11 protein-coding genes are annotated in these 13,523 nt (G+C 44.9%); 7 read left to right on the top strand and 4 right to left on the bottom strand.

Annotation, left to right across the window (positions count from 1 at the left end; translation table 11 throughout):
* The first annotated feature begins 120 nt into the window (after positions 1-120).
* The 4 genes from R7Q47_RS22540 to phoU are packed head-to-tail and all read left to right on the top strand — an operon-like array spanning position 121 to position 5,579.
* On the top strand, positions 121-2,325 hold the full coding sequence (locus tag R7Q47_RS22540; protein WP_017820556.1) for an ABC transporter permease subunit: 2,205 nt from the start codon (positions 121-123) through the stop codon (positions 2,323-2,325).
* A 30-nt stretch (positions 2,326-2,355) separates the two neighbouring features.
* The gene (gene pstA, locus R7Q47_RS22535; RefSeq protein WP_318089387.1) at positions 2,356-4,029 is read left to right on the top strand and encodes a phosphate ABC transporter permease PstA; all 1,674 of its coding nucleotides are present in this window, start codon (positions 2,356-2,358) and stop codon (positions 4,027-4,029) included.
* 2 nt (positions 4,030-4,031) lie between these two features.
* Positions 4,032-4,850, top strand: a complete 819-nt coding sequence (gene pstB / locus R7Q47_RS22530; RefSeq protein ID WP_005381745.1) for a phosphate ABC transporter ATP-binding protein PstB — start codon at positions 4,032-4,034, stop codon at positions 4,848-4,850.
* A 30-nt stretch (positions 4,851-4,880) separates the two neighbouring features.
* Positions 4,881-5,579: a phosphate signaling complex protein PhoU gene (gene phoU / locus R7Q47_RS22525; protein ID WP_005381744.1), complete on the top strand. Its 699-nt coding sequence runs from the start codon at positions 4,881-4,883 to the stop codon at positions 5,577-5,579.
* A gap of 62 nt (positions 5,580-5,641) precedes the next feature.
* On the opposite strand, the gene ppk2 is transcribed toward phoU, so the two are convergent.
* The 3 genes from ppk2 to R7Q47_RS22510 all read right to left on the bottom strand — a co-directional run bounded on the left by ppk2 (position 5,642) and on the right by R7Q47_RS22510 (position 8,127).
* Positions 5,642-6,418, bottom strand: coding sequence for a polyphosphate kinase 2 (ppk2, locus tag R7Q47_RS22520; RefSeq protein WP_258634370.1), 777 nt, complete (start codon positions 6,416-6,418; stop codon positions 5,642-5,644).
* Between the two features lie 70 nt (positions 6,419-6,488).
* Positions 6,489-7,232, bottom strand: coding sequence for a copper homeostasis protein CutC (locus R7Q47_RS22515; protein WP_411912878.1), 744 nt, complete (start codon positions 7,230-7,232; stop codon positions 6,489-6,491).
* Positions 7,233-7,515: 283 nt separating this feature from the next.
* Positions 7,516-8,127: a peroxiredoxin C gene (locus R7Q47_RS22510; RefSeq protein ID WP_005381738.1), complete on the bottom strand. Its 612-nt coding sequence runs from the start codon at positions 8,125-8,127 to the stop codon at positions 7,516-7,518.
* A 199-nt stretch (positions 8,128-8,326) separates the two neighbouring features.
* Here R7Q47_RS22510 and R7Q47_RS22505 point away from each other — a divergent pair, with 199 nt between their 5' ends.
* The 3 genes from R7Q47_RS22505 (at position 8,327) to aceA (ending at position 12,901) form a co-directional block, all read left to right on the top strand.
* Positions 8,327-9,232, top strand: coding sequence for a hydrogen peroxide-inducible genes activator (locus R7Q47_RS22505; protein WP_005383681.1), 906 nt, complete (start codon positions 8,327-8,329; stop codon positions 9,230-9,232).
* A 606-nt stretch (positions 9,233-9,838) separates the two neighbouring features.
* Positions 9,839-11,467 carry a malate synthase A gene (gene aceB / locus R7Q47_RS22500; RefSeq protein WP_017820561.1) on the top strand — a complete coding sequence of 543 codons (1,629 nt, stop codon included), beginning with the start codon at positions 9,839-9,841 and terminating at the stop codon, positions 11,465-11,467.
* A gap of 120 nt (positions 11,468-11,587) precedes the next feature.
* Entirely contained in the window at positions 11,588-12,901 is a 1,314-nt protein-coding gene (aceA, locus tag R7Q47_RS22495) for an isocitrate lyase (RefSeq protein WP_005381733.1), read from the top strand.
* 124 nt (positions 12,902-13,025) lie between these two features.
* Here the strand turns inward: aceA and R7Q47_RS22490 are convergent, their stop codons facing one another.
* Positions 13,026-13,475 carry a CBS domain-containing protein gene (locus R7Q47_RS22490; protein ID WP_017820562.1) on the bottom strand — a complete coding sequence of 150 codons (450 nt, stop codon included), beginning with the start codon at positions 13,473-13,475 and terminating at the stop codon, positions 13,026-13,028.
* Between the last annotated feature and the right edge of the window lie 48 nt (positions 13,476-13,523).

Genomic DNA, 13,523 nt, shown 5'->3' with positions numbered 1-13,523 from the left:
TATTTCATACCACGCATTGCATAAGAGTTGTATTCTTTTCAGGTGTTTAATGTGATCTGTAATATAATTGTCATCTTAACGACATATTCTAGTACTAAGTCAAAAAAGGTAGAGATTTAAATGGCACAAGCCGAGTTTTCATTGCAGGAAAAAGATAAGAAACGACTGATAAAAGATCGTTTAGTTCGACTTGCAGTGACATCCGGTGGTGTCGGCGTACTCGCGGCGCTTATTTTGATCTTTGTCTACCTCGCCATGGTGATCATTCCGCTTTTTTCTGATGCGGAGATCAAAACCAACCAAGCCATTCGAGCCACTCATATTGAAACACCACTTGCGATTTCAGTGGATGATTACGCTCAGCTCGCGTTCGTTCTAACCCAAAGTGGTGAGATTCAATATTTGTCGATGGACGATCCTACGAAACCTGCGGTGTATACACAGCAAATCGCCCAGAAACCCGTCGCTTTCTCTCAATCTGCTCCTGGGCTAGGTTGGTATGGATTTGTTGATGGGCAGGGTAAAGCGAACCTTTTCAAGCCAGAATTTAATGCTACATTGAGAGAAAATACACGTCCTCCGGAAGTGATTGAGCTAGACACCAGCATGGATCTGACACTAAGTACGCCTCAAGATCCTGTGACTCAGTTTGTATTTGCAGCTTCGACGCCCTTACCAACGGTTGTTTGGCAGACGCAAAGCGGTGAAGTGAAAGCTCGCTGGCAAGTGGCTTCGTCTTTGGGTACGTCTCCTACAACGATCGATTTTACGTTCTCTTCAGGCTTTAATACGCCTCAGCAAATGTTGTTGACACCTGACGGTGAAACGCTTTATTTGCGCGATGGCTCTGAGTTGATCGTGTTAAAGAAAACCGCACGTAAATTTGCTGTGCGAGAGGTGGTCGATCTCACTCAAGGTGATAAGAAGCATTCCGTTCGTACGATAGACTTATTGGCTGGTGCTTACTCGCTTTTGGTGACGCACAACGATGGTCGGGTGTCGCAATGGTTTGATACGCTGCAAGAAGAAAAACGCACGTTAACGCATATTCGTGATTTTAAATTGGCATCAGAGCTTAAGTATTTGTTGCCGGATTCTCATCGAAAAGGATTTTATAGCTTTTACACCAACGGCACGTTGCAAAGCCATTATACAACCAGTGAAAAACTGGTGTTGTTTAAGCGTGCGTACAATCAAGCGCCCGCAATCGCAGCAATGTCTAACAATGAACGCTACTTAATCACTTGGCAAAATAATGCGTTAAATGTTGCGGAAGTGGACAATGCCTATCCGGAAGTTTCATTGTCTTCATTATGGCAAGAAGTGTGGTACGAAGGGTATCCTGAGCCTGAATTTGTGTGGCAATCGACTTCGGCGAGCGATAACTTTGAGGCTAAGTTCAGCCTAGTACCTATTGCGTTTGGAACGATAAAAGCGGCGATGTTTGCGATGCTGTTTTCAGTACCGCTCGCAGTGCTAGGTGCTATTTATACGGCTTACTTTATGTCGCCACGCATGCGTCGTGTAGTAAAACCGTCGATTGAGCTAATGGAAGCACTGCCGACGGTGATCATAGGTTTCCTCGCGGGATTGTGGTTCGCGCCTATTGTCGAAGATCATTTGATTACGATCGTCGTTATGCTGTTTGTTTTGCCCTTGAGCACCATGATTATGGGCGGGCTATGGGCATTAATACCGCAACCTTTGCGGAATCGTCTGCCTAATGGTTGGCATGCTTTAGTGCTCATGCCTGTCATATTGGTACTGATTGGGCTTGGAGTGTGGATTTCGCCTACGATTGAGCAGACGTTCTTTGGTGGCGATATGCGCTTATTCTTAACCGAGCATGGTATTGGTTACGATCAACGCAATGCATTGGTGGTGGGGCTAGCGATGGGGTTTGCTGTTATCCCGACGATTTTTACCATTGCCGAAGATGCTATTTTCTCTGTACCGAAGCATTTATCGGATGGCTCTTTGGCATTAGGGGCCACGCCTTGGCAAACTTTAATCTATGTTGTCTTGCTTACTGCAAGCCCAGGTATTTTTTCTGCCATTATGATGGGCCTGGGACGCGCTGTTGGCGAAACCATGATTGTGTTAATGGCAACGGGCAATACGCCATTAATGGATTGGAATATTTTGGAAGGATTGCGCAGCCTGTCGGCGACCATCGCCGTTGAGTTGCCAGAGTCGGAAGTTGGAAGTTCGCATTATCGCCTGCTGTTCCTAGCTGCATTGATTTTGTTTGTGTTTACGTTTGCAGTAAACGCGCTTGCGGAGTGGGTTCGTCAGAGACTGAGAGATAAGTACCGTGCGTTGTAATAATGGTTTGAATAAAGAGCGAGTAATAACGTGTTAAATTGGATTCGTTCTGGCGCACCGTGGATATGGCTAACAGGCGGTGCAGTCAGCATCAGTTTGTTGTCGGTATTAGGGTTGTTACTCCTTATCGGCTGGAAAGGCCTGACTTACTTTTGGCCAGCGCCCTTGTATCAGTGGAATGTTGCAGCGCTGACTCCTGTACAAGGCGAAGTGCTACATGAAAATACTATTCTGATTGGTCAAGTGTATGAGCGCAGCTTTGTACCGAAGAGTTATTTGCCTGAAAGCGCAGCACAACAGTTAGAAGACGATGAAGATTTTGCCACTCGACTCAGTATCAAAATCGCTAACCGAGAGTTGTATCCCGCCGATTTTATCTCCGTATTGCAAATGCAGTTGGATGAGCCCACGACGCCAAAAGAGTGGGCGGTGATAGAGCGCAGTAGCGGTGGTTATTTCTTTGGTAAGCTGGTGGCGTTTCAAGATGGCGATAATATATACACCAGTGATATTCAATCGATACTAAATAAAAAGCTTGATGATGCAGAAACTCTGCGCCATGAGATTGATTCTTTGGTGGTCGATCAGCTTAAAGAGCTTGGTTGGAAGCTAGAGCAGTTGCGATTAGAAAAGCGCAAGCATGAATTGAATGACACGCTGACAGAAAGCTTCTTAAAGGAAAATCAGACGAAAAAAGAGCAGATAGAAAAAGCGCTTGCGACGTTAGATTTGCAACTTGATGGTTTACGACTTCAGCTCTCTGACTATGCCTTGATTGCCGAGGATATGACGGAGTCACAAGTATCGATTCCGCTCGAAGATATTTTGGACTACTGGTATCCAAACCAAATGTCACTGCCTGATAAAGTCATGCATTGGGGAAAACAGGTTTGGAAGTTTTTATCTGAAGATCCAAGAGAGTCTAACTCCGAAGGAGGCGTGTTCCCTGCGATATTTGGTACGGTTTTCTTAGTACTCATCATGTCGATCATTGTGATGCCACTCGGGGTGATCGCCGCTATCTATCTACATGAATATGCTAAGAATAACGCTCTAACCAGAGTTATTCGTATTGCGGTTATAAACCTAGCGGGTGTTCCATCGATTGTTTATGGCGTGTTTGGTTTAGGTTTCTTCGTTTATACGATTGGTGCCTCTATCGACAACGTATTCTATGCGGAGAAGCTACCGGCACCAACCTTTGGTACGCCGGGTTTGTTATGGTCTGCACTAACTCTTGCCGTGCTGACGCTTCCAGTTGTGATTGTGACTACTGAAGAAGGTTTAACTCGTATTCCGAGCTCAGTACGACATGGTTCTCTGGCGCTTGGTGCAACTCAGTTCGAAACACTATGGCGTGTGGTTTTACCTATGGCGACGCCAGCTATTATCACAGGTTTGATCCTTGCGATTGCACGTGCAGCTGGCGAAGTAGCGCCACTGATGCTGGTGGGGGTCGTGAAATTGGCATCCAGTTTACCGGTTGACGGACAATTCCCTTATGTGCATTTGGATAGAAAGTTCATGCATTTAGGTTTTCACATTTACGATGTTGGCTTTCAAACCTCCAACATCGAAGCGGCGCGACCATTAGTTTATGCTACCTCTTTCTTACTCGTGACAGTGATTGTCGGGCTAAACTTAACAGCAATCAGTATTCGCAATAATTTACGAGAAAAATACAGAACGTTAGGACAAGATTAAGTATGTTTAATTTTGATAGTACATTAGGTTATGAGCCACCATTGGATGTTCATAATTTAACGGATGAACAAACAGCCATCTCAATCGAGAACCTTAATCTGTTCTATGGTCAAACTCAGGCGCTGCATGATATTTCGATGCGAATTCCCAAAGGGCGAGTCACCGCTTTTATCGGTCCTTCAGGGTGTGGAAAGTCGACGTTATTACGTTGCATCAATCGCATGAACGACTTAGTGGAAGGGTGTCGAGTCACAGGCAAAGTGCGTCTCCATGGCAAGAATGTTTATCATCCTAATGTCGATGTTGCGACACTTCGACGCCGAGTGGGGATGGTGTTTCAAAGACCCAATCCATTTCCTAAGTCTATTTATGAAAATGTAGTTTATGGCTTACGCTTACAAGGTGTAAAAAACAGCCGCAGTTTAGATGACGCAGTGGAGCGATCCTTGCGCTCGGCGGCGTTGTGGGATGAGGTAAAAGACCGCTTGCATGAGAACGCATTTGGTTTATCTGGTGGTCAGCAACAGCGCTTGGTCATTGCGCGTGCGGTGGCGATTGAGCCGGAAGTCCTGTTATTGGACGAGCCAACATCAGCGTTGGATCCAATCTCAACTTTAACTATTGAAGAGCTTATCAATGAGCTGAAGACTCAATATACTGTCGTTATCGTTACCCATAACATGCAACAAGCGGCGAGAGTGAGCGATCATACTGCATTCATTCATATGGGTAAGTTAATTGAATACTCTGACGCGGACTCGATCTTCACTTCGCCAATGAAGAAACAGACCGAAGATTACATTACGGGTCGCTACGGTTAAGTCGCGACTCTATACGGAATAAGGAACATCATGCACTTTGGACGTCATATTTCAGGACAATTCAACGTAGAGCTAGAATCGATTCGTACTCATGTATTAACCATGGGTGGCTTGGTAGAACAGCAGCTTTCGTATGCTATTCAAGCCTTGCATAAAGAAGACATCGAACTGGCGCGTAAGGTTGTGCGTGACGATCATAAAGTGAATGCGATGGAAGTCTCGATCGATGACGCTTGCACACGCATTATTGCTAAGCGTCAGCCAACGGCAAAAGACTTGCGCTTAATTATGGCTATCATCAAAACGATCACTGATTTAGAACGTATCGGTGACGTGGCGACACGCATTGCTTACGTTGCCATTGAAAGCCCATCATCAAAAGAACGACAATTCCAAGTGTCGTTAGAGCCTCTCTGCCGTCAGGCAATTAATATGCTGCATCAGGTTTTAGACGCGTTTGCCCGTATGGATGTAGAAGCGGCAGCAGAGGTGCACAAACAAGATGACAAACTAGACGCCGAGTATGAAGCGGTGATTCGTCAATTGATGACTTACATGATGGAAGATCCAAAAAATATCCCTAATATTCTGCAAGTGATGTGGTCTGCACGCGCGATTGAACGCGTAGGGGACCGCTGCCAGAACATCTGTGAATACATTATTTACTTTGTGAAAGGGAAAGATGTACGCCACCTAGGTGATCAAAGTATTGATGACGTACTGAAGTAACTGACTTCAACAAATAGACCAGCTTTTAGGCTGGCCTATTTATTAGAGAGAAGGAAAGCACGTCAATATTTATCAGGAACGAAGGTCTGATCATCAATGGGCGCTCTGACGTAACCTTCTTTATTGAGTTCAGGTAATTCGATGGGTGAGTACTCAAGTGCTTTGTAATCAATCTGGCTTAGTAAATGACTGATACAGTTCAAGCGCGCTTTCTTTTTGTCATCAGAAGGGACGACCCACCAAGGGCAGTTTTTCGTGTCTGTATAGGCAAACATCTTATCTTTTGCTTCCGAATACTCCACCCAGCGATGACGTGACTCTAAATCCATTGGGCTGAATTTCCAACGTTTGATCGGCGTATTAATTCGACCTAGAAAACGTTTTTCCTGCTCTTCGTCTGAAACCGAAAACCAATACTTAATCAGAATAATCCCAGAGCGTTGCAACATTCTTTCGAATTCAGGACAAGAGCGTAAAAACTCTTCGTATTCATCAGGCGTACAGAACCCCATGACTTTTTCGACACCCGCTCGGTTATACCAACTTCGGTCAAATAAAACGATTTCACCAGCAGATGGTAAATGAGCGACGTAACGTTGGAAGTACCATTGCGTTTTTTCTTTTTCTGTCGGTGCAGGCAGAGCGACCACGCGACAAACACGCGGGTTTAGCTTTTCTGTAATTCGCTTTATCACTCCGCCTTTGCCCGCAGCATCACGTCCTTCAAACAAAACCACTACCTTTAACCCTTTGTGTTTGACCCACTCTTGAAGTTTTACGAGCTCAACTTGAAGGTTTTTGAGCTCCTTTTCGTATTCCTTTTTCTTCAATTTAGACATTCACCTTTCCTCACTCCTTGATAAACAATATGTTAGCACTCAAAAGCTATGCGCGTGAGGTTACGGTGGTCTATTTGAGAGCTGCTACGACATCGGTAATGGCTTGTGTACTTGTGATGGGGATTAAAAAATCATCGACATCGGATGCGCCCATTTTGCTTTGTTCAGCAACAAAGGTCATTTGGCTAGGGCGTGTGGTTTTGCCTGACAGATGGATTTCAGGAACTTGAGTGTCTTCTACTAACGCACGTGCGTTACTCGCATTAACGCCAGCACCCGCCATGATTGCTATGCGTCCTTGGGCTTGCTTAACCAAAGCTCTAAGCACATCGCTCCCTTGTGGTGCTGAAGGCGCAAGACCGGAGGTTAAAATACGTTCACAACCTAAGCTGATCACTTCTTCCAAAGCTTTTTCAGCGTCACGACACTGGTCAAAGGAACGATGGAAGGTCACGCCTAAGCCAAGCGCTTGAGCAAATTCACACAGCGCAGCCGCGTAAGGCATATGAATATCACCGTCTTGAGTGAGCACGCCGAACACGACACCGCTCAAGCCTGATTGGTGAGCTGCTTCAATATCCCAACGCATCATTTCGATCTCTTCTTCATTGTAGAAGAAGTCACCTTGGCGTGGGCGGATCATGGCATAAACTGGAACACTAGAAAGCTTAGCCGCTTGCTGCATAAAGCCATAACTGGGTGTTAGTCCGCCTAAAGCCAAAGAGGAGCAAAGTTCAATCCGAGTGGCGCCGCCAGCAATGGCGTAGTGCAGAGATTCAATATTATCAATACAGACTTCTAGGTGAGTAACCACGTTCATTTATCCTGCTAACGTTACAAATAAGTGTTGTGGCTAAGATATTAACAGGGCCAGTAAGCAGAATCTGTATGGAGGGGATGATAAATAGAGGTAAAGTTTACGCTAAAGCGTTACCTCATTTTGGCGGTTTATCTGAAGGAAAAAGAAAGCCCAGAGCAGAGGCTCTGGGCTTTGATAGGACTTTACTTAGACTGATTGGCGTTTGCGGTTTTCCGCATTAGCTTATTGCTTTATATACATCCAACCATCACACCCGTTGAGCTAGGGTGAAGGTCTATTATTTTTTGCCTAGGTCAGCTGCGTGCTCAGATAGGAACGCTGCAACACCTTTTGGAGATGCGTCCATACCTGCTTTACCTTCTTCCCATTGTGCAGGACATACTTCGCCGTGCTTCTGGTGGAAGTTAAGAGCGTCAACCATGCGTAGCATTTCGTCGATGTTACGGCCTAGTGGTAGGTCGTTAACTACTTGGTGACGTACAACGCCTTCTTCGTCGATTAGGAAAGAACCACGGAAAGCAACGCCTGCTTCTGGGTGCTCAACGTCGTAAGCTTTACAGATTTCGTGCTTAACGTCAGCAACTAGTGGGTACTTAACTTGACCGATACCGCCATCTTCGATAGCAGTGTTACGCCATGCGTTGTGAGAGAACTGAGAATCGATAGAAACACCGATTACTTCAACACCTTTAGCTTGGAAGTCAGCTAGACGGTTGTCGAATGCGATTAGCTCAGATGGGCAAACGAAAGTGAAATCTAGTGGGTAGAAGAATACTACTGCTTTCTTACCTTTAGTGAACTCTGCAAAGTTGAAGTTTTCAACGATTTCACCGTTACCTAGAACAGCTGCTGCAGTAAAATCAGGGGCTTGACGACCTACTAGTACCATTTTTTTGCTCCTAAAAAGTATGGTTAGCTCCAAACCGAATTCAGTTGTGTCGGTTTGGTTCGTGTTTGTACGAGACAAACTATAGTACAGATTGTAGTATTGAAAAAAGCGAAATAAATAGATTGAGTTAATCGAAAAAAACGATAATAACAAAACTCTTAACTCGATCACTGGAACGGCGGTAGATACAAATACAATTATGAATAAATGGCCCAGTTTGAAGCAGTTACACTATTTAGTCACACTGCATGAAACAAGACATTTTAGTGACGCTGCAGAGCGTTGTTTTGTCAGTCAGTCGACTTTAAGTAAGGGTATTCAAAACTTAGAGGAGTTGATTGGCTGTCCATTATATGAAAAGAAAGACAAGAAAAGTCCACTGGTTTTTACCCAAACAGGAGAAATGGTAGTAAAGCAGGGGCGAGAGCTGTTAGCAAAAGGGCAAGATTTGGTTGAGCTTGGACGTATGTGCCAAGGCGACGATATGCAAGGCCAGCTAAAAGTAGGATGCATACCAACAATTGCTCCGTTTTTACTGTGTGATTTGGTACAAGAGGTGAACTACCGTTTCCCACAACTGAACCTTTTATTAAGAGAAGACACGACGACAAACTTACTCCAAGCGCTCAGACATGGTGAGCTGGATGTGCTTATTTTAGCGTTACCAGTCGAAATTGATGGGATGGAAAGCCGAGTAGTGGGTAAGGATCCGTTTCGAATGGTTATAAGCGCTAATCAAGCCCAATCGGTCCCTGTGCCGATTCGTTACGCGGATTTACCTGACGAATCCGTCTTTCTACTAGAGAAAGAACATTGCTTAACGGAACATGCGGTATCAGCGTGTAAATTAACAGACAAAGAAAAAATCAATCCGTTTACGGCAACCAGCCTCCATACACTGGTGCAAATGGTTGCGAATGGTTTGGGAACAACGTTCATTCCTCAAATGGCTATCGACCATGGCTTGCTGCATAACCAGAATTTAGTCGTGATCGATCCTCCAGGTAAACAAGCTTATCGCGAAATCGGCTTAGTTTGGCGTCCGAGCTCGTCAAGAACGAAAACATTTAATCAACTTGCAGAAGTCGTTTCAGAGCTGCTTTAGCTATTAGTATTAGCCCTTACTTCTCCATTATTTATCTAAAAGCGCACTGGAAACAGTGCGCTTTCTAGTATTTTATTCTGCTGGTAAACTTTGACTTGTAAAATTTTACAGCTCTTCTTTGATGAAGCTTTCATAAAATAGTGAAATTTCACAATGTTAATTTTACACAAAGCCCTGCATGTCTTGTTTGACCCCTGTTTAAATCCATCTCTTCAGCCCTTGTGAGTACAAGGTGTTTGTTTACCTGTCAATATTCATACGCTTGTTTGAAATTATAAAGCGACTTTAAATTTAATGTAATTTTATTACGTAATAACTTACAAAATAAGACGCTTGATAGATGGTTTTTACCTTGCGGAATAAAACTTTGAATTTTCTGTTTTGTTTATATTGGGGGTTTCACTAAACCCTTTGTTGATATAGCTTATTTAAAGGCCGATACGACTTATGTCTAGATTGAAAATACACGTAGCATTACGCAATCTATCGGCATGGCTAGACGAGTTGAACACAAAGTTAAAGGATGTAATTTGTTGTTCATAACTTACAAATGTAGCTTTACGCTGACTGCCCAAGATTGATAAAGCACGTTAAGGATGAATGATTATGCTTGCTCAGACAGAACAAAAAACACAACAACTAAAGCAAACCCAAGGCATGCTTGAGGTGAATGGAGTCGTTGCTCCAGAACATCAAGCAATTTTCCCTGTTGAAGCCCAAACCTTTTTATCTCTACTGTGTGAAAAATTTGCCGGACGTGTTGAACAGTTGCTGGAAGCAAGAGAAGAGAAGCAAGCACGTATTGATGCTGGTGAGCTACCAGATTTTCTACCAGAGACACAAGACATCCGTGAAGGAAGTTGGAAGATCCTAGGAATCCCACAAGATCTGCAAGATCGCCGTGTGGAGATTACCGGACCAACTGACCGCAAGATGGTGATTAACGCACTGAATGCGAATGTAAAAGTGTTCATGGCAGACTTCGAAGATTCAATGTCTCCTGCATGGAGTAAAGTGCTGGATGGTCAAATTAACTTGCGCGATGCTGTTAATGGCACCATCAGTTACACCAATCCTGGCAATGGCAAACATTATCAGCTGGAAGATGACCCAGCGGTGTTGATCTGCCGTGTTCGCGGCCTTCATTTAAAAGAAAAACACGTTACGTGGCACGGTCAGATCATTCCAGGTGCGCTATTCGATTTCGCTCTGTATTTCTATAACAACTACAAAGCGTTACTTCAAAAAGGCAGTGGCCCTTATTTCTACCTTCCAAAACTGCAATCGCATCACGAAGCGAAGTGGTGGAGCGAAGTGTTCCATTTCACGGAAGACTACTTCGGTTTGGATACAGGCACCATCAAAGCGACTGTGCTGATTGAAACCTTACCAGCGGTATTCGAAATGGACGAGATTCTGTTCTCGCTTAAAGAACACATCGTTGGTTTGAACTGTGGTCGCTGGGATTACATCTTTAGCTATATCAAAACATTGAAAAAACACTCAGACCGAGTACTGCCAGATCGCCAAGTGGTAACGATGGACAAGCCATTCTTAAACGCTTACTCGCGATTATTGGTACGTACTTGCCATAAACGAGGTGCTTTCGCGATGGGAGGAATGGCCGCATTTATCCCAGCTAAAGACCCGAAAGAGAATCAAAAAGTATTAGACAAGATCCAGACTGACAAATCGTTAGAAGCTAACAACGGCCACGACGGTACTTGGGTGGCTCATCCAGGTTTGGCTGACACTGCTATGGAAGTCTTTAGTGCTGTGCTGGGTGAACGCACCAACCAGTTGGATGTGAGCCGTGCAGAGGATGCGCCTATTACAGCCGCTGAACTGCTTGAGCCTTGTGAAGGCGAGCGCACTGAAGGCGGAATGCGCCACAATATTCGCGTTGCGCTGCAATACATCGAAGCTTGGATTTCTGGCAATGGTTGTGTGCCGATTTACGGACTGATGGAAGACGCAGCAACGGCAGAAATCTCACGCGCCTCTATCTGGCAATGGATTCAACACGGCAAGTCGCTAGACAACGGATTAAAGGTCACTAAAGAGCTGTTCGAGCTCTATCTCAAAGAGGAGATTGAAGTCGTGAAGCAAGAAATTGGCGAGCAGCGCTACCATGCGGGTCGATTTGAAGAAGCAGCAGACTTAATGGCAAGGCTCACGACGAGCGATGAACTGACCAACTTTTTGACAGTTCCTGGTTATGACTACCTGGATTAATAAAGAATAACTGTAACACCAATAACGTGAAGGATTTTCAAGGCAGATAGGGAAGTACTGCCTGAGAACGGAAACTCAACGCACACGCATAAAGTGCAAATTATAAAGAGGGATAGACCAATGACTAACTTAACTCGCCGCCAACAAATTGAAGCTCTGGAAAAAGACTGGGCAACTAACCCACGCTGGAAAAATGTGAAGCGTACTTACACTGCCGAGGAAGTGGTGGAACTGCGTGGCTCTATGGTGCCTGCAAACACAATTGCACAACGTGGTGCAGACAAACTTTGGTCACTGGTCAACGGTAGTGCGAAAAAAGGTTACGTAAACTGTCTTGGTGCGCTAACGGGTGGTCAAGCGGTTCAACAAGCTAAAGCAGGTATTGAAGCGATTTACTTGTCAGGCTGGCAGGTAGCGGCGGATAACAACACCGCCTCGACGATGTATCCAGACCAATCTCTTTACCCAGTAGATTCTGTACCGTCAGTAGTAAAACGCATCAACAACTCATTCCGTCGTGCAGACCAAATTCAGTGGGCTGCTGGTAAGACGCCTGAAGATGAAGGTGGAATTGATTACTTCCTACCTATCGTAGCGGATGCTGAAGCGGGCTTTGGTGGTGTGCTTAACGCTTACGAACTAATGAAATCGATGATCGAAGCCGGTGCCGCGGGCGTTCACTTTGAAGACCAGTTAGCATCGGTGAAAAAGTGTGGCCATATGGGTGGTAAGGTATTAGTTCCTACGCAAGAAGCGGTACAAAAGCTCGTTGCAGCTCGTTTGGCTGCTGACGTAGCGGGTACAACAACATTAGTTATTGCTCGTACTGATGCGAATGCGGCGGATCTCATTACTTCAGATTGCGACCCATATGATAAAGACTTCATCGAAGGTGAGCGTACTCAAGAAGGTTTCTACCGCGTTCGCGCGGGTATCGACCAAGCTATCTCTCGCGGCCTGGCTTACGCACCATATGCAGACTTGATTTGGTGTGAAACGGCTACGCCATGTTTGGAAGAAGCACGTAAGTTTGCAGAAGCAATTCACGCTGAATACCCAGATCAATTGTTGGCGTACAACTGCTCGCCTTCATTCAACTGGGAGAAAAACCTAGATGCAGAAACTATTGCTAAGTTCCAACAAGAGCTTGCAGACATGGGCTACAAGTACCAATTCATCACGCTAGCAGGCATTCACAACATGTGGTTCAACATGTTTGAACTGGCGCACGCTTACGCTCAAGGGGAAGGTATGCGTCATTATGTTGAGAAAGTTCAGCGTCCTGAATTCCAAGCAGCTGAAAAAGGCTATACGTTTGTTGCGCACCAACAAGAAGTAGGTACAGGTTACTTCGATAGAATGACCAATACTATCCAAGGTGGTAACTCTTCAGTGACAGCATTGACAGGTTCGACCGAAGAAGACCAATTCTAATTGGCAGAGAAACACTTCCTTAATCAGCGTCAGTAATGGCATTTTGAGCGGCAACCCTGCCGCTCTTTTTTTCGTTTAACCGGTGTAAAAACGAAACTTACAACAAAGAGAATACGCTTGCGTACTACTCTTCCTGCTCGATTTCTTCAGGTTCCACTTCTTCTTGCAGTTCCAATAAGTTAATCGCAATCGTCACGAAGTCACTATCAGTAATAATGCCGACCAATCGACCTTTGGTGACAACAGGTAGACAGCCAACTTTATGCTTTTGCATATAGATAGCGCTCTCTTTGAGCCCCGCGATAGGCTCTGCCGTCATGATGTTGGTGTGCATCATTTCGTAGAGCGGTGTGTCTAAAGTAAAAGATTGTTCAGCCTCATCTGGGTGCAAGCTCGATTCTTGAGCAGCAAGAATGTCGCGTTGAGTCACCAAGCCTTGTAAGTGGTTATTGGCATCAACAACCGGAATGTGTCGAATATCAAGCGCATCCATCATGCTTTTTGCATCACGCAAGGTGTGCGTGCGCAGTAATGTATGAGGATTACGAGTCATCATGTCTTCAACCTTGATCATAGAGACCTCCAGCGGCATTGTCCTTCTCTTAAATATAGAGAATATTTT

The sequence above is a fragment of the Vibrio sp. Vb0349 genome, assembly GCF_033338975.1.
Note: the sequence above shows the minus strand (reverse complement) of the source record. Positions and strands in the feature narration are given on the sequence as shown.